This window comes from Nocardiopsis quinghaiensis, from assembly GCF_008638365.1.
Classification (GTDB): domain Bacteria; phylum Actinomycetota; class Actinomycetes; order Streptosporangiales; family Streptosporangiaceae; genus Nocardiopsis; species Nocardiopsis quinghaiensis.
In genome coordinates this window covers 34,464-57,481 of record NZ_ML703337.1, presented here as the reverse complement: position 1 = coordinate 57,481, position 23,018 = coordinate 34,464, and the positions used below count along the sequence as shown (strand labels likewise).

Here is a 23,018-nt window from a genome sequence, read left to right as displayed (position 1 = left end):
GTAGGGCGTCTGGGGGATGTCTCCGGGGCCGGCGGGCCGTTCGGTGGGCTCGGTGACATGCGCTCACAGTATTCGGTCGAAACGAGTGGGTGCATTCGGGTCGACTGGGGACGGTGGTCGGCGGTGGTCGGATGTCTGCTGATTCTCACCGATCCCGATGTCGGGATCAATGGTCTTCCGTAAGGCTGTGGACAGTTCTGGAAAGGGCGACTCCTGCCAGAACAAACCTCTGCCCACACTTGTGCCCCGTCCGTCCCCCTTCACCCGAACACGGATCGGAGTACCCGAACCCTGGACCGAATCCACAGCCGAATCTCCCGGCCCCGTGGCCGGGGGAGAGGGAGTCCGCGGGCGCCGGGGACACCGGGCGACCTGTGGACGACCGAGGCGGATCCGTTCCGGAGCCGATAGCATCGGAGGCGGACGCCCGACCGCCCGTACTGGGCGGTCGCCGCGCGTTCGACAGCCGTCCACGTCTTCCTAGGAGTCACCGTGTCCGCCGCGCCTGAGCTGCACATCACCCTCGCCGGAACCCCGCGTGCGGTGGCGGCCACCACCACGGCGGGGCAGGCACTGGAGGCCGACGGCAGGACCGTCATCGCGGCGCTGGTCAACGGCGAACCGCGCGACCTCGCCCGGGAGCTGCACGACGGTGACACCGTCGAGCCGGTCACCATCGGCTCCGAGGAGGGCCGGGCGATCCTGCGCCACTCCACCGCGCACGTCCTCGCCCAGGCCGTCCAGGAGCTCTTCCCCGAGGCCAGGCTGGGCATCGGCCCGCCCGTCGAGAACGGCTTCTACTACGACTTCGACGTCGCCGAGCCCTTCACCCCCGCCGATCTGAAGAGCATCGAGAAGAGGATGCAGCAGATCATCAAGCAGGGGCAGCGCTTCGACCGCCGCGTCGTCTCCGACGAGGACGCCCGCGCCGAGCTGGCCACCGAGCCCTACAAGCTGGAGCTGATCGGCCTCAAGGGCGGCACCGCCGAGGCCGCCGAGGGCGCGGGGGTGGAGGTCGGAGCCGGCGAGCTGACCATCTACGACAACGTCCACCCGCGCACCGGCGAACTGTGCTGGAAGGACCTGTGCCGCGGGCCGCACCTGCCCACCACCCGCGTCGTCCCGGCCTTCAAGCTCATGCGCACCGCCGCCGCCTACTGGCGGGGCAAGGAGACCAACCCGCAGCTGCAGCGCGTCTACGGCACCGCGTGGGAGAGCAAGGAAGCCCTCAAGGAGTACCTGACCTTCCTGGAGGAGGCCGAGAAGCGCGACCACCGCAAGCTCGGCTCCGAGCTCGACCTGTTCTCCATCCCGGACGAGATCGGCTCGGGCCTGGCGGTCTTCCACCCCAAGGGCGGCACCATCCGCCGGGTGATGGAGGACTACTCCCGCAAGAGGCACGAGGAGAGCGGGTACGAGTTCGTCTACACCCCGCACGCCACCAAGAGCACCCTGTTCGAGAAGTCCCAGCACCTGAGCTGGTACGCGGACGGGATGTACCCCCCCATGCAGCTCGACGGCGGCCAGGACTACTACCTCAAGCCGATGAACTGCCCGATGCACAACCTGATCTTCGACGCGCGCGGGCGCTCCTACCGTGAGCTGCCGCTGCGCATGTTCGAGTTCGGCACCGTGTACCGGTACGAGAAGTCGGGCGTGGTGCACGGCCTGACCCGCGCCCGCGGCTTCACCCAGGACGACGCGCACATCTACTGCACCAAGGAGCAGATGGCCGACGAGCTGGACTCGCTGCTGACCTTCGTGCTCGACCTGCTGCGCGACTACGGCCTGGACGACTTCTACCTGGAGCTGTCCACCAAGGACCCGGAGAAGTACGTCGGCGGCGACGAGGTGTGGGCGGAGGCCACCGAGACCCTGCGCGACGCCGCGCAGAAGCAGGGTCTGAACCTGGTCATGGACCCGGGCGGGGCCGCCTTCTACGGCCCCAAGATCTCGGTGCAGGCCAAGGACGCCATCGGCCGTACCTGGCAGATGTCCACCATCCAGTTGGACTTCAACCTGCCCGAGCTGTTCGACCTGCGGTACACCGCCGCCGACGGCTCGCGCCAGCGTCCGGTGATGATCCACCGCGCCCTGTTCGGCTCCATCGAGCGGTTCTTCGCCGTCCTGCTGGAGCACTACGCGGGCGCTTTTCCGGCCTGGCTGGCCCCGGTGCAGGCCGTCGGCATCCCCATCGCCGACGAGCACGTGCCCTACCTGCAGGAGGTCGCCGCCAAGCTGCGCGCCGAGGGCGTCCGCGTCGAGGTGGACGCCAGCGACGACCGTATGCAGAAGAAGATCCGCAACGCCCAGAAGCAGAAGGTGCCCTTCATGCTGCTGGCCGGCGACGAGGACATCAGCAAGGACGCGGTGTCCTTCCGTTACCGGGACGGCTCGCAGAACAACGGTGTGCCGGTGGACGAGGCGGTGGCCGAGATCGTGGCCGCCGTCCGCGAGCGCCGCTGACGCGTCCGGCCGCCCGGCACCGCCCCGTGCGGGGCACGACGCGGGAGGAGCGCCCATCCGAGGGGAACGGATGGGCGCTTCGCCGTTCGGGGGGCCTCAGCGCTCGTCGCCCTGCGCCGGGGGGTCCTCGTCGTCGCCGAACAGGTCCGCTCGGGAGATGCGGGCGGTCGCGTTGGGGTCCGGGGTGGTCTCCTCCTCGTCGTCGCGGAACAGGTCCGCGCGCGAGATGCGGTGCGTCGCGTTGGGGTCGCTCATGGGGGTGCTACTCCTTGTTGCTACGGGGCAAGCGGATCTTATCCGCCCCTCGCGGGCGGGCAGCACACCTGGACGGCGTACGTACCGGTGGCGGCGCCGCTCAGCGGCCCGGGGCACGCCGTTTCCAGGCCTCGTCGGGGATCCGCTCCACGAGGTCGATCAGGTAGTCGGCGACGGTCAGGGCACGGTCGGGGTCCAGCCGCATGGCCGCCCAGGTGAGGACGTAGTCCCCGCTGAAGTGCACGGGCAGGGACCGCGACCGGGGGTCGGCCAGCAGCCACTTGGTGACCACGCCGTCGAGTACGGCCCCGGTGAACGCGGGGTCGTTACCCGAGGCGTGGAAGGCGCTGTCGAAGGTGTCGTCGGAGATGCCCCGGTCCCGCCTGCGCAGGATCCGCAGCTCGGCGTTGGGCCCGGGGGTGCGCACGGCCACGATCCGGTAGGCGTGCCGGACCCTGCCCGTGCCCCTGCCCATCGTGTGCGTCTGCTCGAAGGCGACCACCGGGTACTGGCCGCGGCGACCGGTGAGTACGTGTTCGGCGCGCGGGTGCGGACCGACGGTGGATCGGGGAAGGGCGGCCTCCCCCAGGGGACGCGAGAGGTGGTCGGTGTAGGTCCATCCGTGCGTGCGCGCCCAGCTCCGCAGTTCGGCTGTGCGCTCCTTGCGAAAGTGCGCGGCGACCACGACCGCGCCAGCCGACATGACGACGGCGGCCAGCGCGATCACAGGCAGGGCGCCTTCCATCCGGTGTCTCCTCCGGGCGGGGGATGTGGTCGACCGTGGGCCCCGCCAGGAGCCCACCGCGAGGTGGCCGGGTCCGGGAACTCAGGGACCCGTTCTGGTGGTACGGGTCCATTCTGTGTTGATTACGGGGACTTGTCACCCCTCGGTGCTGTTCCCCGGTGACTCACCGGAGTTCACAGAGCCCTCGTGTTCCATCCCCTGTCTACCCGATTCGGTCTCGGCATCACCGTCGAGAGCGACCTGCACGGTCACTACCTGCGTGAACACGGCGCTCCGCAGGACCCGCGTACCTTTTCACGCCCCGTCTCGCGCGGTTTGTCGCTTTCTCCTGAACCTCTGGTAATGGCATGAGCACCCAGGGTGGATAATGTCCGGAACCGGCCACGGACAATCCGTGGCGGCGCCCGGAAGAAGGCACCCCGACGGACAATAGGCACCGTGGTGGTGAGGTGAAAGGTGCCTTCGGGGCGACATCCTCCGGGGCTCGTCCTCACGGGCGGGACTAGGACTAGGCGGGCAGGCCCAGCTCACGGGCGATGAGCATCTTCTGCACCTCGCTGGTGCCCTCACCGACCTCCAGGATCTTGGCGTCCCGGTAGAACCGGCCCACCGGGTAGTCGTTCATGAACCCGTAGCCGCCGAACACCTGTGTGGCGTCGCGCGCGTTATCCATGGCGGCGTTGGAGGCCACCAGCTTGGCGATCGCCGCCTCCTTCTTGAACGGCTCGCCCGCCAGCATCCGCGAGGCCGCGTCGTAGTAGGCCAGCCGCGCGGTGTGCGCCCGCGACTCCATCTCGGCGATCTTGAACTGGATCGCCTGGTAGGTGCCGATGGAGTTGCCGAAGGCGTGCCGCTCGTGGGAGTAGCGCACGCTCTCGTCCACGCACCCCTGCGCCAGGCCGACCGACAGCGCCGCGATGGCGATGCGGCCCTCGTCCAGGATCCGCAGGAACTGCGCGTACCCGCGTCCGCGCTCGCCGACCAGGTTGGCCTCGGGCACCCGGCAGTCCTCGAACACCAGCTCGTTGGTGTCGGAGGCGTTCCAGCCCACCTTCGAGTACTTCTGGCCCACCGAGAAGCCCGGCGTGCCCGCGGGCACCAGGATCGAGGAGATCTCCGGCCGCCCGTCCTCCCGCCGCCCCGTCACGGCGGTCACCGTCACCAGGGCGGTGATGTCCGTGCCCGAGTTGGTGATGAAGGACTTCGTCCCGTTGATCACCCACTCGCCGCCCTCCAGGCGCGCGTTGGTCTTCGTGGCTCCCGCGTCGGAGCCGCCGTCCGGCTCGGTCAGCCCGAACGCCCCCAGCGCCTCGCCCGAGCACAGCTTCGGCAGGTGGGTCTTCCTCTGGTCGTCGGTGCCGAACCGGTAGATGGGCATCGCGCCCAGGGACACCCCCGCCTCCAGGGTGATGGCCACCGACGAGTCCACCCGGGCGAGCTCCTCCAGCGCCAGGCACAGCGCGAAGTAGTCGCCGCCCATGCCCCCGTGCTCCTCGGGGAAGGGCAGCCCGAACAGGCCCATCCGGCCCATCTTGGCGACGATCTCGTACGGGAAGGCCTCCCGCTCGTAGTAGTCGCCGATGACCGGGGCGACCTCGCTGCGCGCGAACTCCTCCACGGCGGCACGTAGGTCGGCGTGCTCGGTCGAGAGCTGGTGACGGTTCATCGTTGGTTCTCCTCGCTGGTGGCGGGGGCGGACACGCCCTGGGTGTCGGCGGGTTCGTCCCGTACGGGCTCGACGGTGACCAGGACGGCGTCCATGGGTACGGACGCGCCGGGACGCACCGCCACGGTCGCGACGGTCCCGTCGACGGGTGAGGTGACGGAGTGCTCCATCTTCATGGCCTCGACGACGGCGAGCGGGGTCCCCGCCCGTACCGCCTGTCCCACCCGGACCGGGACGTCGAGCACCGTTCCGGGCATGGGGCTGCGGACCGTGCCGTCGGCGGCGGCCTCGTCGTCGCGCAGGGCGGCGGCCACCGGCTCCTCGTGCAGGGTCCACGCGGTGCCCTCCGTGCCCAGCCACCGGTGCGCGGTGGCCGGGTCGTGGGCAAGGGTGTAGGTGCTCGTGCGACCCGCGTAGGTGACTCGCAGCCAGGCTCCGTCGGGGGAGCGGCGGGCCCGGGCCGCGGCGGATGCTCCGTCGCCCACACGCACCCGGTAGGTGTCCCGCCCCACACGCCGTACGCGGACGACGGCGGAGTCGTGCCGGGGCGCCCGCAGCCGCCACGGCGTCCACGCCCGTTCGCCCATCCGCCACCCGTCGGGGACGGCGAACCGGTCCGCGGTGGCGGGCCCCTCCAGATCCAGCTGGTGGTCCAGGGCCGCAGCCGCGTACACGTCCTCGGGAACGGTCTCGGGGGCGGGTTCGGGCGGGTCGGACTCGATCAGGTCGGTGCTCAGGTCGCCGGCCACCACGCGCGGGTGGCGCAGCAGGCGGCGCAGGAACGCGGTGTTGGTGACGCAGCCGAGCAGCAGGTACCCGGCCAGGGCGTGGTCCATCCGGCGCAGCGCCTTGGCGCGGTCGGGGCCCCAGGTGATCACCTTGGCGAGCATCGGGTCGAACGCGGAGGTGATCTCGACGCCCACGGCGATTCCCGAGTCCACCCGGACCTCGTGGCCGGAGGGCTCGACGAGGGACAGGACCGGGCCGCCCGTGGGCAGGAAGCCCCGGTCGGCGTCCTCGGCGTAGATCCGCGACTCCACGGCGTGCCCGTGCCAGGACACGTCCTCCTGGACGAAGGGCAGCGGCTCGCCCGTCGCCACCAGCACCTGGAGCTCGACCAGGTCGACGCCGCGCTCGCCGCGCACGGTCACGACCTTCTCGGTGACCGGGTGCTCCACCTGGAGGCGGGTGTTCATCTCCAGGAACGAGAAGGACAGCTCACCGTCGGAGCCCGCCTCGGCGATGAACTCCACCGTGCCCGCGCCCACGTACCCGCAGGAGCGGGCGGCGGCCACGGCGGCCTCGCCCATGGTGGCGCGCTGGGCGTCGGTGAGCAGCGGGGAGGGTGCCTCCTCCACCACCTTCTGGTGGCGGCGCTGCAGGCTGCACTCGCGTTCGCCCAGGTGGACGACGTTGCCGTGGCCGTCGGCCAGGACCTGTACCTCGATGTGCCGGGGCCGCTGCACCAGCCGCTCCACCAGCAGGGTGGAGTCGCCGAAGGCGGCCAGGGCCTCCCGGCGGGCGGCCGCGGCGCCGGCGACGAGCCCGTCGGGGGAGTGCACGGCCCGCATGCCCTTGCCGCCGCCGCCGGCGGAGGGCTTGATGAGCAGTGGGTAGCCGACCTCGGCGGCGGCGTCGAGCAGTGCGTCGTCGCCCAGGGGGTGGCCGGGCTTCTCGGTGAACCCGCCCAGGACGGGCACGCCCGCGGCGGCCACCGTGTCCTTGGCGCGGATCTTGTCGCCCATCGCCTCGATGGCCGAGGGCGGCGGACCGACGAAGGTCAGCCCGGCGTCGGCGCAGGCCCGTGCGAAGTCGGCGTTCTCGGACAGGAAGCCGTAGCCGGGGTGCACCATGGTGGCGCCGCCGTCCAGGGCGGCGGCCACGATCGCGGCGGCGTCCAGGTAGCCCTCCACCCGCAGTGCGCGGTCGGCGGCCAGGGTGTGCGGGGAGTCCGCGTCGGCGTCGGTGTACACCGCCACCGAGCCGATCCCCATGTGCTTCAGGGTGCGGATGATCCGTAGCGCGATCTCGCCCCGGTTGGCGACGAGCACCGTCGCGGGGGTCAGGGGTCGTGGTGTGGTGGTCAAGGGTTCCTCACATCCGGAAGACGCCGTAGCCCACCGGTTCCAGCGGTACGTGGCGGGCGGCGGACAGGGCCATGGCGAGCACGTCGCGGGTGTCGGCGGGGTCGATCACACCGTCGTCCCACAGGCGCGCGGTGGAGTAGTACGGGCTGCCCTGCTCCTCGTACTGGTCGCGGATGGGGGCCTTGAAATCCTCCTCGTCCTCGGCGGACCACTCCTCGCCGCGCGCGGCGAGCTGGTCGCGGCGGACGGTGGAGAGCACCGAGGCGGCCTGCTCGCCGCCCATCACCGAGATGCGGGCGCCCGGCCACATCCACAGGAAGCGGGGGGAGTAGGCCCGGCCGCACATGCTGTAGTTGCCCGCGCCGAAGGAGCCGCCGATGACCACGGTGAACTTGGGGACCCGGGCGCACGCCACCGCGGTGACCATCTTCGCGCCGTGCTTGGCGATGCCGCCCGCCTCGTAGTCGCGCCCCACCATGAATCCGGAGATGTTCTGCAGGAACACCAGCGGTACGCCGCGCCGGTCGCACAGCTCGATGAAGTGGGCTCCCTTGAGCGCGGACTCGGCGAACAGGATGCCGTTGTTGGCCACGATCCCGACCGGGTGGCCGTGGACGTGCGCGAACCCGGTGACCAGCGTGGTGCCGTACTCGGCCTTGAACTCGGTGAACTCGCTGCCGTCCACGACACGGCCGATGACCTCGCGCACGTCGTAGGGGGTACGGGTGTCGGCGGGCACCACCCCGTACAGCTCCTCGGGGTCCAGCGCCGGGGGACGGGGCTCGCGCACCTCCCAGGCGGGAGGGTCGGGCGGCCCCAGGGTGTCGGCGATGCGCCGGACGACGGTCAGGGCGTGGGCGTCGTCGTCGGCCAGGTGGTCGGTGACCCCCGAGATCCGCGAGTGCAGGTCGCCGCCGCCCAGCTCCTCGGCGGTGACGACCTCGCCGGTGGCGGCCTTCACCAGGGGAGGGCCGCCCAGGAAGATCGTGCCCTGGTCGCGGACGATGACCGCCTCGTCGCTCATCGCCGGAACGTAGGCGCCGCCCGCCGTGCACGAGCCCAGTACCGCCGCGATCTGCGGGATGCCCAGCCTGGACATGGTGGCCTGGTTGTAGAAGATCCGGCCGAAGTGCTCACGGTCGGGGAACACGTCGTCCTGCATGGGCAGGAACGCGCCGCCGGAGTCGGCGAGGTAGACGCACGGCAGCCGGTTGTGCAGCGCCACCTCCTGGGCGCGCAGGTGCTTCTTGACGGTCATGGGGTAGTAGCTGCCGCCCTTGACCGTGGCGTCGTTGGCGACCACGACCATCGGGCGGCCCATGACGCGGCCCACGCCCGCGATCATCCCGGCGCCGGGGGCGTCCTGGCCGTCCCGGCCGTAGAGCCCGTAGGCGGCCAGGGGCGAGATCTCCAGGAAGGGGGAGCCGGGGTCCAGGAGGAGGTCGACACGGTCGCGCGGCAGGAGTTTGCCGCGTTCGACGTGCCGTGCCCGGGTCTTCTCCGGGCCGCCCAGAGCGGCGGTCGCGATCCGCTCGCGCAGCTCCAGGGCGAGGGCGCGGTTCGCCGCGTCGTTGGCGGCGAAGGCGGGCCCGGCGGTGTCCACCGCGGTGCCGAGCACAGATGCCCTGCTCATGTTGTCCTCTCGTGGAGGGGTGTTAATGCTCACTAACATCTGCGATGTTAGTAACTACTAACATGGGTGTCCAGGCCCGGAGCGTCACCAGTGCGAGGAGGAGGGGTCGATGGCGGTCAGACCCGCGGGTCGGCGCAGGACGGCGATCCTGGCTGCGGCGGCGCGGCTCTTCGCCGAGCACGGTTACCGGGGTGTGTCCATCGACGACCTCGGGCGCGCCGTCGGCACCACCGGCCCCGCCCTGTACCGGCACTTCCCCGGCAAACAGGCCCTGCTCGGCGAGGTGCTGGTGGACGTCAGCGATCGTCTGGCGGGCCGGGGCCGGGAACTGGTGGCCCAGGCGGTGGGCGCTGAGGAGGCCCTGGACGCGCTGCTGCGCGGGCACATCGCCTTCGCGCTGGACGAGCCCGCCCTGATCACCGTGCACGACCGTGAGCTGGGCAACCTCACCGACACCGACCGGCGCCGGGTGCGCCGCCTCCAGCGCGGTTACGTCGAACAGTGGGTGGGTGTGCTCGCCGAGCTGCGCCCGGGCGCCTCGCCCGCCGTTCTGCGCGCCGCCGTGCACGCGGCGCTCGGGCTGCTCAACTCCACTCCGCACAGCCGGGGAGAACTGTCGCGCCGGCGGATGGCGCAGTTGCTGCTGGACATGGGGAGGGCCGCCCTGACCGTGCCCGCCGCGCCGCCGCTCTGAACGGGGGAGCGGGGAGGCCGTGAACGTGGTGCGTGGGGGATCGCACGGGAACCGGGGGGACCTCGTGGGGGGTGCCTCCGGGACGGAGGGCGGAATCCGGGCGGGGAGCGGCGCCGAGGCTGGCCGGTCCCGCGCCCGGAGCGGTGCGCGGTCCGCGGTCCGCCTTCCGGGATCCGCCCGCACACCGGCCCGCGTTTTCCCTACGGCAGGGCGTCGCCGGTCCCCGGCGCGGGTGTCATGGTCCCCCCGGGCGTGTTCGCCTCCGGAGCGCCGGTGTCCGCCGGGGAGGGGTCGGCCTGGAGGCTCCCCGCGTCAGGGACGTGCGGCCCCAACAGGTCGCTGAGGACATGGCCGAGGATCCCCTCCTCCCGGGGGTCGGCGAGGGCGGCTCCCGCCCCGGACACCGTCAGTCCTCCGGCCAGCACGGTCGCGGCGGCGATCCTGGTGAACATACGCATAGGTGTTCACGACTCCTTCCGAGTCAGACTCCAGTACTTTCCGTGATGATTCTGTAACACAAGGTCACTAGTGTCCACGAACCCCCAGGTACGGGAGTTTCGGGGCGGTCGCGGACCCGTTCTCGCGCAGGGCCCGCCAAGAACGGGCAAAGCCCTCGGAACACCGTGCGCGGAAACCGGCGGGCGGCCCGTCCGCTCCATACATTGGCCACGGCGAAGTGGGTAGTGCTGCGTCCGAACGGCTGCGGACGCACTCGGCTACAGACGCACGCAGGGCGCGTCCCGCCCCACGACACGGAGAAGGAGCGCTGCACATATGTCTCGGCCTCGGATCGTGGTGGTCGGCGCGGGTTTTGGCGGTCTGCACACCCTGCGCCACCTCGAACGCCGTATTCCGGCGGGTGCGGCTGACATCGCCCTCGTCGCGCCGCACGACTACATGCTCTACAGCCCGCTGTTGCCCCAGGTGGCCTCGGGACTGCTCACACCGCAGTCGGTAGCCATGTCCGTGCACCGGCTCACCAAGCAGACCAGGCTCATTCCCGGGCACGCCATCGGTGTGGACACCCAGGACCGCGTGGTCGTCGTACGGCGGCCCACCGGCGAACTCGCCCCGGTCCGCTACGACCGGTTGGTCATGGCTCCCGGCGGAGTCACCCGGGCCTTCGACATCCCCGGTCTGTCCGAGCACGCCTACGGCGCCAAGACCCTGGCCGAGGCGGTGCTCCTGCGCGACCACGTGCTCTCACAGCTGGAACTGGCCAACGACAGCCGCGACCCGGCCGAACGCGAGGAGCGCTGCCGTTTCGTCGTCGTCGGCGGCAGCTACACCGGCGTGGAGACCGCGGCCTCACTCATGCGCCTGTGCGAGGAGGCGGCCAAGCGCTACCCGGACCTGCGCTCGGTGATCCGCTGGCACCTGGTCGACATCGCGCCCAAGGTACTGCCCGAACTCGGTGACCGCCTCGGCCGCAAGGCGCTCGACCTGCTGCGCTCCATGGGCATCGAGGTCAAGTTGGAGGTGTCCGTGCGCGAGGTGACCGCCGACAAGGTGGTCCTCACCGACGGTCGCGCCCTGCCCTGCCGCACCCTCATCTGGACGGCGGGCGTCTCGCCCAGCCCGCTGATGGAGACCCTGGACAAGCCCACCCAGAAGGGCCGCCTGGAGGTGGGCTCCGACCTGCGGGTGCCCGGCCTCGACGACGTGTTCGCGATCGGCGACGCCGCGGCGGTGCCCAACCTCTCGCACGAGGAGAGCGACTACTGCCCGCCGACCGCCCAGTACGCCACGCGTCAGGCGTCCACCGTCGCCGAGAACGTGGTCTCGTCCGTCCTGGGGCGCCCGATGAAGGAGTTCCGGCACAGGGACATGGGCCTGGTGGTGGACCTGAGCGGGAACGACGCGCTCGCACGCGTCATGCAGACGGAGCTGAGCGGGCTACCGGCGCTGGGCGTCACCCGCGGCTACCACATGCTGTCGGTGCCCTCCGCGACCGCGCGGGCGCGCATCCTGGGCAACTGGGGAATCCGGGCCTTCACCGGCGGCGACATCTCGCGCCTGGGATTCGCCGACGGAGGACGGCCCTCGTCGTTCGTGGCCAACGAGGCGGTCGACTACCTGGACGCGCAGTCCACGCGCAGGGAGGGCGCGCGCCTACTGGACAACCTGCGCGAACGCTACGGCGAGGCCTGAGGGGCGTACCGGGCCCGGGTGCGGACACCCCCGGCGCGCACCGGTCGACCAGTCGCGGGGAGCGGCTGGTCGACACGCGGGCCGCGGGTCAGGACCGGACCAGGCGGGCGATCGCGTCGGAGGCCTCGCGCACCTTCTCGTCCGCCTCCTCGCCGCCGTTGGCGACGGCGTTGGCCACACAGTGCTTGAGGTGTTCGTCGAGCATGGACAGCGCGAAGGACTGCAGCGCCTTGTTCGCCGCCGCGGTCTGGGTCAGGATGTCGATGCAGTACTGGTCGGACTCGACCATCCGCTGCAGACCACGGATCTGCCCCTCGATACGGCGCAGCCGGTTGATGTGGTTCTGCTTGTCGTTACTGTAACCGTGGGTCGCAGCCATGCTCCCGCTTCCGTGTCGTTCCTGCCCAGATGCCATTACCATACCCCCTCGCGGTATCCAACGACGGGGTGTGGGAACGCATTCCGCCGGTACGCGCCCCTCGCGGGTGCGCGTTGCCGATGTGGCCGTAACAGGAGTTTCCCAGACGAACGGGGAGCGGACGCCGGTACCGGAGCGCCGGGACGGGGGCCGCGGCCGGGTCCCGGCACCCGCCGCCGGCCGTCAACGCCGGGTCCCGACCGCGTGAATCGCGGGTGCGGGGTCCTTGCCCGGCTCCCGGGTCGCGCCCACCATGGCGGTATGAACGACAGGGTCGAGAACGACATCATGGCCACCATCCGAGGGCTGATCGACGAGGAGCACACGCTCCGCTCCACCTCCGAGGGGCTGGGCCCGGGCGAGCGCACCCGTATGCGGGAGGTCGAGACGGCGCTCGACCAGTGCTGGGACCTGCTCCGGCAGCGGCGGGCCCGCGGCGAGTTCGACCAGGATCCCGACGAGGCCGAGGTCCGGCCCGCCTCCGAGGTCGAGAACTACCGGCAGTAGGCACCGAAAGGCGAAACCTCACGTGCTCCACGAGCGTCAACACGGGTACACGGGCGCCGGGGCGGGAACCGCGCGGTCCCGCCCCCTCCGGAGCACAGAAGGAAGCGCATGTTCGCCACACTCACGGGTCTGGGCCTGGCCTCCGCCGCGGGGCTCAACGCCTACATCCCCCTCCTGGCGGTCGGGCTGATCGCCCGCTTCACCGACCTGGTCCCGCTCGGCGAGTCCTGGCAGTGGATCGAGCACCCCGTCACCCTCGTGGTCCTCACCGTGCTGCTGGTCGTGGAGTTCGTCGCCGACAAGGTGCCCGCGTTCGACAGCGCCAACGACGTCCTCCAGACCGTCGTGCGCCCCACCTCCGGCGGAATCACCTTCGGTGCGGGCGCCTCCGCCGTGGAACTCACCGAACTCACCGAGATCACCGGCGCCGCGTCCGGTACCGCCGCGGGGGAGGGGGCCTCCTGGGGGCCGGTCGTCGCGGGCGTGGTCATCGCCCTGCTCTTCCACCTGGTCAAGGCCCTGGCCCGGCCGGTCGTCAACACCATGACCGCCGGCTGCGCCGCCCCGGCCGTCTCCTTCCTGGAGGACGCGGCCAGCCTCGTCACCTCGCTGGCGGCCCTCCTGCTGCCCGTCCTCGTCCTCGTCGTGTTCCCGCTCATGGTGCTGGCCGGTGTGTGGGCGGCACGGCGCGGGCGACGCCTGCGCCGCGAACGGCGCGAGGACGGGGAGCACCGCCGGGTCGGCGGCGCGGGTCCGGAGTGACGTGGGCCCGGGCCGAGGTGGTGTAGAACGCATATCCGTACCCGGACGAGTGCCCGTAAAGTGCAGCCAATGGCTGAGACGACTTTTGACCGACACGACACCACCCACATCGTCTGGGACTGGAACGGCACCCTCCTGGACGACAACCACGCCAACCTCGCGGCGGTGAACGCCGTGTGCGAGCTGTTCGGCCGCGACCCCGTGGAGATGGACTACTGGCGCTCCGTCTTCCGGCGCCCCCTCGTCCCCTGCTACGAGGAGCTCCTCGGACGTGCCCTGGAGGACGGCGAGTGGGAGCGGGTCGAGCAGCTCTACGACAGCAGGTACCAGGAGCACCTGCCCTCCTGCGAGCTGAGCGTGGGCGTTCCCGACGTGCTGCACGAGTGGGCCCGGAACGGGGGAACCCAGTCCCTGCTGTCCATGGCCTCGCACGAGCACCTGGTGCCTCTCATCACCGAGCGCGGACTGAACCCCCACTTCACCCGGGTGGACGGCCGCCGGTTCGAGACCGAGCACGACTCCAAGGCGGAGCACCTGGTGCGCCACCTCGACCTGCAGGGCATCGACCCGTCCCGGGTCGTGCTGGTCGGCGACATCGACGACGACGCCCGCGCCGCCCGCGAGGCCGGGGCCCGCTCCGTCCTGGTCGCCACCGGCCTGATGTCCCGCGACCGGTTGGAGGCGACCGGCTCCCTCGTGGTCGACTCCCCGGTGGCCGCCGTGGCCGCGCTGCGCGAGGCCTGAGCCCTCCGGACCCGGCCTTCCGAGGCCCCGGCCCATATGTCAATGGAGGGCTCCCACGCCCTCCCGCCCGCCGCCGTGTGGACTTCCCACGGACACGGCTCCCCTCCGGTGACCTGCGCACTCGGTGCGCGCCCCGGCCCCCGCCAACCCGAGGCCGGGGCGTCGCCGCGTTCGCGGGGTGTTGTTAGATGGGTCCCGCAGCAACACACAGCCACGCGAATGGGAAGGCGGGCCAATGACGGAGAGCAGCGTGCCCCGTGTGCTCTGGCAGCCCGACGAGGAGAGGATCGCCTCCTCCAACATCGTCGCGTTCGCCCGGTGGGCCGCGGAGAACAAGGGAGTCCGGTCCTTCGGAGAGGGGGACGCCACTCCCGCGTCCTTCGACTACGACTCCCTGTGGCGCTGGTCGGTCACCGACGTCGACGGCTTCTGGGAGTCGATCTGGGAGTACTACGGCGTCCGCTCCGAGACCCCCTACGAGCGGGTCCTGGGCGAGCGGACCATGCCCGGAGCCGAGTGGTTCCCCGGCGCCACCCTCAACTACGTCCAGCACGTCTTCGAGGGCCGTGACGACGACCGCGTCGCCATCCGGCACGCCACCGAGCTGCGGCCCCTGGGGGAGTGGACCTGGGGCGAACTGCGCCGCCGGACCGCCGCCATCGCCGCCGGACTGCGCGAACTCGGCGTGGGCCCCGGCGACCGCGTGGTCGCCTACCTGCCCAACCTGCCCGAGACCGCCGCCGCGTTCTACGCCGTGGCCTCCCTCGGCGCCGTCTGGTCCTCCTGCTCACCGGACTTCGGCGTGCGCAGCGTCATCGACCGCTTCGCGCAGATCGAGCCCAAGGTCCTCCTCGCCGTCGACGGCTACCGCTACGGCGGCAAGGACTTCGACCGCCGCCCGGTCGTGGAGGAACTGCGCACGGCTCTGCCCACCGTCGAGCACACCGTCCTCCTCGACTACCTCCACCCGGGCGGCGACGCCCCCGACGGCGCCCTCCCCTGGGGCCGGCTGGAGGAGTCCGGAGCCGGAGCCGCGCTGGAGTTCACCCCCGTCCCCTTCGACCACCCCCTGTGGGTGCTCTACTCCTCGGGCACCACCGGCCTGCCCAAGGCCATCGTCCAGGGGCACGGCGGCATCCTCCTCGAACAGCTCAAGAACCTGCACCTGCACCTGGACGCCCAGGAGCACGACCGGGTCTTCTGGTTCACCACCACCGGCTGGATGATGTGGAACTTCCTGGTCAGCGTCCTGCTGACCAAGGCCTCCATCGTCCTGTACGACGGCAGCCCCGCGGCCCCCGACCTGGGAGCCCTGTGGGACCTCGCCGCCGACGCCGGGGCCACCGTCTTCGGCACCAGCGCCGGGTTCCTCTCCTCCTGCATGAAGGAGGGCGTCAGTCCCCGCCGGGGCCGCGACCTGTCCGGGCTCAAGGCCATCGGCTCCACCGGATCCCCGCTCAGCCCCGAGGCCTTCGCCTGGGTCTACGACGAGTTCGGCGAGGACCTCTGGCTGTTCTCCACCTCCGGCGGCACCGACGTGTGCAGCTGCCTGGTCGGCGGCACGCCCACCCTGCCGGTCCACGAGGGCGAGATCCAGTCCCGTGCCCTCGGCATGGCCGTCGCCTCCTGGGACCCCGACGGCAGGGAACTCGTCAACGAGGTCGGCGAACTCGTCGTCACCCAGCCGGCCCCGTCCATGCCCCTCTTCCTCTGGGGGGACGACAGCGGCGAGCGCCTCCGCGACAGCTACTTCTCCGTCTATCCGGGCATCTGGCGCCACGGCGACTGGATCGAGATCACCGACCGCGGCACCGCCGTCATCTACGGCCGCTCCGACTCCACCATCAACCGCGGCGGCGTACGCATGGGCACCAGTGAGATCTACCGTGCCGTCCTCGCCCTCGACGAGGTCGTCGACGCCCTCGTCGTGGACGTGCCCCAGCCCGACGGCTCCTCCAGGATCGAGCTGTTCACCGTCCTGCGCGAGGGCGCCGACCTCGAGGGCGACCTCCCCAAGGAGATCGCCCGCCGTATCCGCACCGACTGCTCCCCCCGCCACGTTCCCGACCGTGTCCGCGCCATCAGCGCGGTCCCCCGCACCCTGTCGGGCAAGGCCCTGGAGGTGCCGGTCAAGCGCATCCTCATGGGAGAGGACCCCGACAGGGTCGCCAGCCGCGACTCGCTGGCCAACCCCGAGGCACTCGACTCCTTCAGCGCCCTGAAGGAGGAGTAGGGGAACCCGGAGCGCCGGGCCGGGGGACGGTCTCCGCCTCCAGCGGCCCGGGCGCCGCGAGGGGACGGAGGAACCGTTCCCCCGCGGCCCGCTCGTGGCCGTCTCCGGCCACCTGGGGGAAGCCGTTCATTGTTGCGGTGTCGCGCGGGGGCATAGCCTGACGGACGTGGCACAGAACCGGTCTGACGACACCTCCGCCGCGCCGGTGGGCGCGCCCTCCCCGAAGCTTCGGATCGACGGCATCGACGCGGCGCGCGCCCTCGCGGTCCTCGGGATGTTCGTCGTCCACCTCGGCGTGGACTCGATGGGCTTCCTGTCGCCCGAGAACTACGCCTGGGACCTGCACAGCATCGTGCGGGGCAACTCCTCGGCGCTCTTCGCCCTCCTGGCGGGGGTCTCCCTGGCCATGATGACCGGACGCACCGACCCGGTGGGCGGCGAACCACTGCGCAGAGCGGGCGTGCGCATCCTCACCCGCGCGGCGCTCATCGGCGTGCTCGGCCTCCTGCTGGACCTCATGGCGGTCCCGGTCGCCATCATCCTCACCTACTACGCGGGCTTCTTCGTTCTGGCGCTGCCGCTGCTCAGACTGCGTTCGGGCATGCTGTGGACCGTGGCGGGAGCCCTGGCGGTGGTCGGTCCGCCGGTCTCGTTCCTGCTGCGGGACAGCTTCTTCCCGTCCGTCCCGCGCACGGGGGCGGTCACGTCCTTCACCGAGTTCTTCCTGACCGGCTACTACCCGGCGATCACCTTCATGGTCTACGTCTTCGCCGGGATGGCGGTGGGCCGCCTGGACCTGACCGCTCTCGCGGTGCGGCTACGCCTGCTGGCCGTCGGCGCCGTACTGCTGGTGTTCGGCCACGCGGGTTCCTGGCTGCTGCTGTACCCCCTGGGCGGCCTGGACCGGCTGGTGGAGGCCAGCGGCCCCTCCCTGACCGGGCTGCCCCCCGACACGGTCACCGACCCGGCGGTGGTGGAGGAGGTGCGCTACGCGGTGACCGACGAGATGGAGTCGATCTCCGGGCAGGTGCCCACCGACTCCTGGTGGTGGCTGGCGGTCGGCACGCCTCACACCGGCACCACCTTCGAGATGGCCGAGGCGGTCGGCCAGGGACTCGTGGTGCTGGTGGTGTGCATGTTCCTGTGCGACCGCCTCCGCCTCCTCATGTACCCGCTGACCTCGGTCGGCCGGATGCCGCTGACCGTCTACACCGGGCACGTCCTGGCCCTGTCGGTGGTCATCTCCGTCTCCGGATTCGAGTGGCGCCAGCCCTGGCTGTTGGAGTGGTTCTTCCTCGGATCCCTGCTCTTCGCCACCCTCTGGCGGCTGGTCGTGGGCAGGGGGCCGGCCGAGATCGTCCTCGGGGAGGCGGCCAACGGCGCGGTCTCACTCATGGAGGAGCGCAGGGCGGCCGGCGGCCCTAGCGGTGGCCGTCCCGGCGGGTGATGTGGGCCGAGGTGCGGTCGCGGTGGGCGAGGGAGTCGGTGGTGGTCCGGGAGTTCTGCCGCATGAGCCTTCGCGCGTCGTCGGCCGCCGACCGTGCCACCGACGGGCTGGCCACCGGGCGCTGCGACATCTCCGTGTCCTCGGGCAGCCCGATGTCCATGGGCAGGCCCGCCCGGCTGATCACCCGCAGTTGGGCGGCCTCCTGCGACTTGGAGGGACGGATGTCGCCGTTGGGGGTCCGCCACGCCTTCATGCGGGCGCGCAGCCATGCGGTGCCCCGGTGGTCCGGGCCGCTGGGCCAGGGCAGGCCGTCGGGACGGTGGCCCAGGGCGTGCAGCACGTCGGCGACGGTCCACCCGGCCGAGAAGAACCGCGCGGTCTCGTCCCGCAGCACCCGGAAGTCCACCCGGTGCAGCGAGGCGTCCTCGCGGTGCAGCGTCTCGCAGGCGTTGTGCACGTCGCGCGGGGTGTGCCGGGGACGGTGCAGCGGATCGGCCTCGGGCTTGCGCAGCAACGAGTCGTCCACCGTCACGACCACCTCGCCCCGGCGGTTGTCCCAGACGCTGACCTCCTCGCGTGCCCAGCCCTGGGACTCGGCCAACGCCGTCGCCATCCTGCGCAGGTCGACCTGGTCGTCGTCGCTACTGATCCGGAACTCCGCCATGCTGCCAGGGTAGACGCTCCCGACCCGGACGGTCCCTTCCCGCGGGCCCCGGCCCGGGGCCGCCGCGGGTCCCCGCGCCCCGCTCAGTCCTCCGTGGCCAGGGGGCGGGTCATCACCGACTGCGTCTCTCCCGTCCCGTCCAGGAGTCGGTGCCCGGTGAAGGCGAACCCGGCGGCGCGGTAGACGCGCGACGCGGCGTGGTTGGCCTCGTTGACGCACAGCACCAGTTCGGTGGCGTGCGGGGCCACGTCGGAGGCCAGCCGGTCCAGCAGCGGGGCGGAGCACACGGCCCGTCCCACGCCCCGGCCCTGCCAGGCCGTGGTGAGGTAGAAGGCGCGCAGCAGCACGGCGCGCGCCGGGTCGGGGACCAGGTCGCGGACGTGCACGGCCCGGTCCAGGACACCGAACCCCGCGCAGACGGCACGGGCCCCGGCGGCGTCGGCGACGGGGAGCCCGGCGGCGGTGACGGCGAAGGGGGTGCGGGCCGGATCGGCGTCGGCGGCGGGAAGGGTGGTCACCGGGGGCTTCACGTGCCCGCGCTGGCCGGGCGGCAGGCGGTGCCGGAGCACGGCCCGCCGCAGCAGGGCCGTCTCCGGGGTGCGCCGGTCCAACCGCACCAGGCGCACCGGTTCCGCCCCGGCGGCCGCGGGCCCGCTCACGTCCGCGCCCGTTCCCCCGCTCACGCCCATGCCACCACTCCCGTCGGTCCTGCGGTCGGCCCGTCCCGCCGTGTCCACCGGCGCCCTCACCCCCTTCGGTTCGCGCCAGTCTCGCATCCGGCGCCCGCCCGTCCACAGGAGTGGTCCGGTCTAGACCGCATGCGCTCCCGCAGAAGGACGAGCAAGAGCCTTCGTGTCCGTTTTCTGGGGTTTTCGTGCTCTGCTTGGGCAAAAGCACGAGGAACCGCCACGGATGCCCTTGGAGTCTTCTCCAACCTTGGACGGCGCGGTCCTGCGGGATGCTGACGTCCACTCCGCCCGGCGTTAGGGTGACTGCCTGACGGCCCGGACCGGGGAGGCCCCTCCCCCCACCGCGCCGACCAGGAGCCGTTTCCGCTGGCCACGGCGGACGGACCAACGAGCAATCCGATCGAGCTGTAGGTGCCCGTGCCCCACACCGCATTCGCGCCCGAGGCGACGACCAACCGCGCGCTCCGGGCCTTCCTGCACGGACTCCCGGGCGTGGACGAGGTCGGCGCGCGTGCCCGCGCCCAGGACCTGTCCACCCGGTCCGTCAAGACCACCGCCAAGTCCCAGGCCATCGACCTGGCCATCAGCATGGTGGACCTGACCACCCTGGAGGGCGCCGACACCCCCGGCAAGGTCCGGGCCCTGTGCGCCAAGGCCGCCCACCCCGACCCCACCGACCGCACCGTGCCGCGCGTCGGCGCCGTGTGCGTCTACTCCGACATGGTCGCCACCGCCGTCGACGCGCTGCGCGGCACCGGGGTCGGCGTGGCCTCGGTGGCCACCGCCTTCCCCTCGGGCCGTGCGCCCATGGAGGCCAAGCTCGCCGACACCCGCCGCGCGGTCGCCGACGGCGCCGGCGAGATCGACATGGTCATCGACCGCGGCGCCTTCCTGTCCGGCGACTACCTCAAGGTCTTCGAGGAGATCGCCGCGGTCAAGGAGGCCTGCGGCGCCGCCCACCTCAAGGTCATCCTGGAGACCGGCGAACTCGCCACCTACGACAACGTGCGCCGCGCCTCCCACCTGGCCATCCGGGCCGGGGGAGACTTCGTCAAGACCTCCACCGGCAAGGTGTCCCCGGCCGCCACACTGCCGGTCACCCTGGTCCTGCTGGAGGCGGTCCGCGACCACCACGCCGCCACGGGAAGGCACGTGGGCGTCAAGCCCGCGGGCGGAATCCGCACCACCAAGGACGCCGTCCGCAACCTGGTCCTGGTCAACGAGGTCGCCGGTCCCGACTGGCTGACCCCCGACCTGTTCCGGATCGGCGCCTCAAGCCTCCTCAACGACCTGCTGATGCAGCGCACCAGGCTGTCCACCGGCACCTATCCGGGCCCCGACTACTACACGCTGGACTGAGAGCCGTGATCTTCGAGTACGCGCCCGCACCGGAGTCCCGCTCCGTCGTCACCCTGCGCGAGACCTACGAGCTGTTCGTCGACGGCGCCTTCACCCCGGCCGAGGGCGGCGAGTACCTCACCACGCTCAACCCGGCCGACGAGACCAAGCTCGCCCAGGTCGCCGTCGCCGGACCCGCCGACGTGGACCGGGCCGTGGCCGCGGCCCGCCGCGCCCACGAGACCGTGTGGAGCCGGATGCCGGCCGCCGAGCGCGGCAAGTACCTGTTCCGCATCGCCCGCATCATCCAGGAGCGCTCGCGCGAACTGGCCGTGCTGGAGTCCATGGACAACGGCAAGCCCATCAAGGAGACCCGCGACGTCGACCTGCCGCTGGTCGCCGCCCACTTCTTCTACTACGCCGGATGGGCCGACAAACTCGCCCACGCCGGTCTGGGCCCCGATCCGCGACCGCTGGGCGTGGCCGCGCAGGTCATCCCGTGGAACTTCCCGCTGCTCATGCTCGCGTGGAAGATCGCCCCGGCCCTGGCCACCGGCAACACCGTCGTGCTCAAGCCCGCCGAGACCACCCCGCTCACCGCGCTGGCCTTCGCCGAGATCTGCCAGGAGGCCGACCTGCCCCCGGGCGTGGTCAACATCCTCACCGGCGCGGGCGAGACCGGGCGCGCGCTCGTGGAGCACCCGGGCACGGACAAGGTCGCCTTCACCGGCTCCACCGAGGTCGGCCGCCAGATCGCCCGTTCGGTGGCGGGCACCGACAAGCGCCTCACCCTGGAACTGGGCGGCAAGGGCGCCAACATCGTCTACGACGACGCCGCGATCGACCAGGCGGTCGAGGGCATCGTCTCGGGCATCTTCTTCAACCAGGGCCACGTGTGCTGTGCCGGTTCCAGGCTGCTGGTCCAGGAGTCGATCGCCGATGAGCTGATGCCCCTGCTCAAGGCCCGTATCTCCCGCCTGCGCCTGGGCGACCCGCTGGACAAGAACACCGATCTCGGCGCGATCAACTCCGCCGCCCAGCTGGAGCGCATCCGCGAACTCACCGACACGGGCGAGGCCGAGGGCGCCGAGCGCTGGTCGCCCGCGTGCGACCTGCCCCGGAGCGGCTACTGGTTCGCGCCCACCGTCCTGACCGGCGTCAGCCAGGCCCACCGGGTGGCCCGCGAGGAGATCTTCGGCCCCGTGCTCTCGGTGCTGACCTTCCGCACCCCGGAGGAGGCCGTGGCCAAGGCCAACAACACCCCCTACGGGCTCTCCGCGGGAGTGTGGACCGAGAAGGGCTCACGCATGCTGTGGACCGCCGAGCGCCTGCGCGCCGGAGTGATCTGGTCCAACACGTTCAACAAGCTCGACCCGGCCAGCCCCTTCGGCGGCTACAAGGAGTCGGGATACGGCCGCGAGGGCGGGCGTCACGGATTGGAGGCCTACCTTGGCTGAACGGCGCAACACCAGGAAGGCCGCCAGGGGCGCGGCGGAGGCGGGCGGGGGCACCGGCGGCCCGGCTCCGGCACGCCTGGCGGTCCGCAAGACCTACAAGCTCTACCTGGGCGGGGCCTTCCCCCGCTCCGAATCGGGCAGGAGCTACCCCGTGACCTCCGACAGCGGCCAGCACCTGGCCAACGCCTCGCTCGCCTCACGCAAGGACGCCCGCGACGCCGTGTCCGCCGCGCGCAAGGCCTTCGGCGGCTGGTCGACGCGCACCGCCTACAACCGCGGCCAGATCCTCTACCGGGTCGCCGAGGTGCTGGAGGGCCGCCGCGACCAGTTCGCCGCCCAGGCCGTGGCCGCACAGGGCCTGTCCCGGGCCGAGGCCGACCGGGTGGTCTCGGCCGCCGTCGACCGGTGGGTGTACTACGCCGGCTGGACCGACAAGTTCGCCCAGGTGCTCGGCGGCGCCAACCCCGTCTCGGGTCCCTACTACAACCACTCGGCCCCCGAACCCACCGGCGTGGTCGCGGTCCTCGCGCCCCGGTACGCGCCCCTGCTCGGTCTGACCAGCGTGGTCGCCCCGGTGATCGCCACCGGTAACACCGCCGTCGTGGTCACCTCCGAGACCGCGCCGCTGGCCGCGATCGACCTGGCCGAGGTGCTCGCCACCTCCGACCTGCCCGGCGGTGTGGTCAACCTGCTCACCGGCCGTGTGCCGGAACTGGGCCCCCACCTGGCCGCGCACGCCGACGTCAACGCCCTGGACCTGACCGGCGCCGGAGAGTCGGCCGTCGAGTTCGAGAGGGCCGCGGCCACCACCCTCACCCGGGTACTGCGCCCCGGCCCCGGGGCCGACGGCGGCGAGGAGGCCTGGCTCGACCCCGACCCCGGCACCGCGCGCATGACCCCCTTCCTGGAGACCAAGACGGTCTGGCACCCTGTCGGGATCTAGGACGCCCGGATACGTTGCCGGTGTGACACACGGAACCCAACCTGTGCTGATCTTGCCCGTAGAGGCGGGGTCGGCGTTCCACCCCGCCTCTACGGGCAAGATCACCGCGAATGAAGCGG

General features: G+C 71.7%; 20 protein-coding genes. 11 read left to right on the top strand and 9 right to left on the bottom strand.

Annotation, left to right across the window (positions count from 1 at the left end):
* Positions 1–492: 492 nt before the first annotated feature.
* Positions 493–2,466, top strand: coding sequence for a threonine--tRNA ligase (gene thrS / locus FYX01_RS00250; protein WP_150236369.1), 1,974 nt, complete (start codon positions 493–495; stop codon positions 2,464–2,466).
* Between the two features lie 96 nt (positions 2,467–2,562).
* Here thrS and FYX01_RS25940 read toward each other — a convergent pair whose 3' ends face one another.
* From FYX01_RS25940 to FYX01_RS00230, 5 genes are all read right to left on the bottom strand, one after another.
* Positions 2,563–2,721, bottom strand: a complete 159-nt coding sequence (locus FYX01_RS25940) for a hypothetical protein (protein WP_190394118.1) — start codon at positions 2,719–2,721, stop codon at positions 2,563–2,565.
* Between the two features lie 100 nt (positions 2,722–2,821).
* Positions 2,822–3,466: a hypothetical protein gene (locus FYX01_RS00245; protein WP_150236368.1), complete on the bottom strand. Its 645-nt coding sequence runs from the start codon at positions 3,464–3,466 to the stop codon at positions 2,822–2,824.
* 508 nt (positions 3,467–3,974) lie between these two features.
* Complete coding sequence (locus tag FYX01_RS00240; RefSeq protein ID WP_150236367.1) at positions 3,975–5,132, bottom strand: acyl-CoA dehydrogenase family protein; 1,158 nt, start codon at positions 5,130–5,132, stop codon at positions 3,975–3,977.
* Positions 5,129–7,219 (bottom strand): acetyl/propionyl/methylcrotonyl-CoA carboxylase subunit alpha, encoded by a 2,091-nt coding sequence (locus FYX01_RS00235; protein WP_150236366.1) that lies wholly within the window; start codon positions 7,217–7,219, stop codon positions 5,129–5,131. Before FYX01_RS00235 ends, FYX01_RS00240 begins: the two co-directional genes overlap by 4 nt.
* A gap of 7 nt (positions 7,220–7,226) precedes the next feature.
* Positions 7,227–8,837: a carboxyl transferase domain-containing protein gene (locus FYX01_RS00230; RefSeq protein ID WP_150236566.1), complete on the bottom strand. Its 1,611-nt coding sequence runs from the start codon at positions 8,835–8,837 to the stop codon at positions 7,227–7,229.
* Between the two features lie 124 nt (positions 8,838–8,961).
* On the opposite strand from FYX01_RS00230, the gene FYX01_RS00225 reads away from it, so the two are divergent.
* The gene (locus tag FYX01_RS00225) at positions 8,962–9,546 is read left to right on the top strand and encodes an SACE_7040 family transcriptional regulator (RefSeq protein ID WP_150236365.1); all 585 of its coding nucleotides are present in this window, start codon (positions 8,962–8,964) and stop codon (positions 9,544–9,546) included.
* Between the two features lie 200 nt (positions 9,547–9,746).
* On the opposite strand, the gene FYX01_RS00220 is transcribed toward FYX01_RS00225, so the two are convergent.
* Entirely contained in the window at positions 9,747–10,004 is a 258-nt protein-coding gene (locus tag FYX01_RS00220; RefSeq protein ID WP_150236364.1) for a hypothetical protein, read from the bottom strand.
* A 316-nt stretch (positions 10,005–10,320) separates the two neighbouring features.
* On the opposite strand from FYX01_RS00220, the gene FYX01_RS00215 reads away from it, so the two are divergent.
* Positions 10,321–11,697 (top strand): NAD(P)/FAD-dependent oxidoreductase, encoded by a 1,377-nt coding sequence (locus FYX01_RS00215; RefSeq protein ID WP_150236363.1) that lies wholly within the window; start codon positions 10,321–10,323, stop codon positions 11,695–11,697.
* 88 nt (positions 11,698–11,785) lie between these two features.
* On the opposite strand, the gene FYX01_RS00210 is transcribed toward FYX01_RS00215, so the two are convergent.
* On the bottom strand, positions 11,786–12,076 hold the full coding sequence (locus tag FYX01_RS00210) for a metal-sensitive transcriptional regulator (protein WP_150236362.1): 291 nt from the start codon (positions 12,074–12,076) through the stop codon (positions 11,786–11,788).
* A gap of 300 nt (positions 12,077–12,376) precedes the next feature.
* Here FYX01_RS00210 and FYX01_RS00205 point away from each other — a divergent pair, with 300 nt between their 5' ends.
* From FYX01_RS00205 to FYX01_RS00185, 5 genes are all read left to right on the top strand, one after another.
* Positions 12,377–12,622 carry a DUF2630 family protein gene (locus tag FYX01_RS00205; protein WP_150236361.1) on the top strand — a complete coding sequence of 82 codons (246 nt, stop codon included), beginning with the start codon at positions 12,377–12,379 and terminating at the stop codon, positions 12,620–12,622.
* Between the two features lie 108 nt (positions 12,623–12,730).
* Positions 12,731–13,384 carry a DUF4126 domain-containing protein gene (locus FYX01_RS00200; protein WP_150236360.1) on the top strand — a complete coding sequence of 218 codons (654 nt, stop codon included), beginning with the start codon at positions 12,731–12,733 and terminating at the stop codon, positions 13,382–13,384.
* A 69-nt stretch (positions 13,385–13,453) separates the two neighbouring features.
* The gene (locus FYX01_RS00195) at positions 13,454–14,128 is read left to right on the top strand and encodes an HAD family hydrolase (RefSeq protein WP_150236359.1); all 675 of its coding nucleotides are present in this window, start codon (positions 13,454–13,456) and stop codon (positions 14,126–14,128) included.
* A 235-nt stretch (positions 14,129–14,363) separates the two neighbouring features.
* Positions 14,364–16,361: an acetoacetate--CoA ligase gene (locus tag FYX01_RS00190; RefSeq protein WP_150236358.1), complete on the top strand. Its 1,998-nt coding sequence runs from the start codon at positions 14,364–14,366 to the stop codon at positions 16,359–16,361.
* A 166-nt stretch (positions 16,362–16,527) separates the two neighbouring features.
* On the top strand, positions 16,528–17,808 hold the full coding sequence (locus FYX01_RS00185) for a heparan-alpha-glucosaminide N-acetyltransferase domain-containing protein (RefSeq protein WP_150236357.1): 1,281 nt from the start codon (positions 16,528–16,530) through the stop codon (positions 17,806–17,808).
* Here FYX01_RS00185 and FYX01_RS00180 read toward each other — a convergent pair.
* Together FYX01_RS00180 and FYX01_RS00175 are read right to left on the bottom strand one after the other, a co-directional pair.
* A complete protein-coding gene (locus FYX01_RS00180; RefSeq protein ID WP_150236356.1) occupies positions 17,783–18,472 on the bottom strand; it encodes a hypothetical protein in 690 nt (229 codons plus the stop codon). The two genes, FYX01_RS00185 and FYX01_RS00180, sit on opposite strands and share 26 nt — an antisense overlap.
* Before the next feature lie 83 nt (positions 18,473–18,555).
* Positions 18,556–19,155, bottom strand: a complete 600-nt coding sequence (locus tag FYX01_RS00175) for a GNAT family N-acetyltransferase (protein WP_223830219.1) — start codon at positions 19,153–19,155, stop codon at positions 18,556–18,558.
* A 417-nt stretch (positions 19,156–19,572) separates the two neighbouring features.
* On the opposite strand from FYX01_RS00175, the gene deoC reads away from it, so the two are divergent.
* The 3 genes from deoC to FYX01_RS00160 are packed head-to-tail and all read left to right on the top strand — an operon-like array spanning position 19,573 to position 22,899.
* Positions 19,573–20,520: a deoxyribose-phosphate aldolase gene (gene deoC, locus FYX01_RS00170; protein WP_150236354.1), complete on the top strand. Its 948-nt coding sequence runs from the start codon at positions 19,573–19,575 to the stop codon at positions 20,518–20,520.
* A gap of 5 nt (positions 20,521–20,525) precedes the next feature.
* Entirely contained in the window at positions 20,526–21,956 is a 1,431-nt protein-coding gene (locus FYX01_RS00165) for an aldehyde dehydrogenase family protein (protein ID WP_150236353.1), read from the top strand.
* Positions 21,949–22,899, top strand: a complete 951-nt coding sequence (locus tag FYX01_RS00160; RefSeq protein ID WP_150236352.1) for an aldehyde dehydrogenase family protein — start codon at positions 21,949–21,951, stop codon at positions 22,897–22,899. Before FYX01_RS00165 ends, FYX01_RS00160 begins: the two co-directional genes overlap by 8 nt.
* Positions 22,900–23,018 lie beyond the last annotated feature (119 nt).

Excerpts from the sequence above, each read along its gene's own strand:
- FYX01_RS00205 (WP_150236361.1), top strand. The coding sequence starts at position 12,377 with ATGAACGACAGGGTCGAGAACGACATCATGGCCACCATCCGAGGGCTG.
- FYX01_RS00245 (WP_150236368.1), bottom strand. The coding sequence starts at position 3,466 with ATGGAAGGCGCCCTGCCTGTGATCGCGCTGGCCGCCGTCGTCATGTCG.
- FYX01_RS25940 (WP_190394118.1), bottom strand. The coding sequence starts at position 2,721 with ATGAGCGACCCCAACGCGACGCACCGCATCTCGCGCGCGGACCTGTTC.
- FYX01_RS00240 (WP_150236367.1), bottom strand. The coding sequence starts at position 5,132 with ATGAACCGTCACCAGCTCTCGACCGAGCACGCCGACCTACGTGCCGCC.
- FYX01_RS00200 (WP_150236360.1), top strand. The coding sequence starts at position 12,731 with ATGTTCGCCACACTCACGGGTCTGGGCCTGGCCTCCGCCGCGGGGCTC.
- FYX01_RS00225 (WP_150236365.1), top strand. The coding sequence starts at position 8,962 with ATGGCGGTCAGACCCGCGGGTCGGCGCAGGACGGCGATCCTGGCTGCG.
- FYX01_RS00190 (WP_150236358.1), top strand. The coding sequence starts at position 14,364 with ATGACGGAGAGCAGCGTGCCCCGTGTGCTCTGGCAGCCCGACGAGGAG.
- FYX01_RS00195 (WP_150236359.1), top strand. The coding sequence starts at position 13,454 with ATGGCTGAGACGACTTTTGACCGACACGACACCACCCACATCGTCTGG.
- FYX01_RS00180 (WP_150236356.1), bottom strand. The coding sequence starts at position 18,472 with ATGGCGGAGTTCCGGATCAGTAGCGACGACGACCAGGTCGACCTGCGC.
- FYX01_RS00210 (WP_150236362.1), bottom strand. The coding sequence starts at position 12,076 with ATGGCTGCGACCCACGGTTACAGTAACGACAAGCAGAACCACATCAAC.
- FYX01_RS00220 (WP_150236364.1), bottom strand. The coding sequence starts at position 10,004 with ATGCGTATGTTCACCAGGATCGCCGCCGCGACCGTGCTGGCCGGAGGA.
- FYX01_RS00215 (WP_150236363.1), top strand. The coding sequence starts at position 10,321 with ATGTCTCGGCCTCGGATCGTGGTGGTCGGCGCGGGTTTTGGCGGTCTG.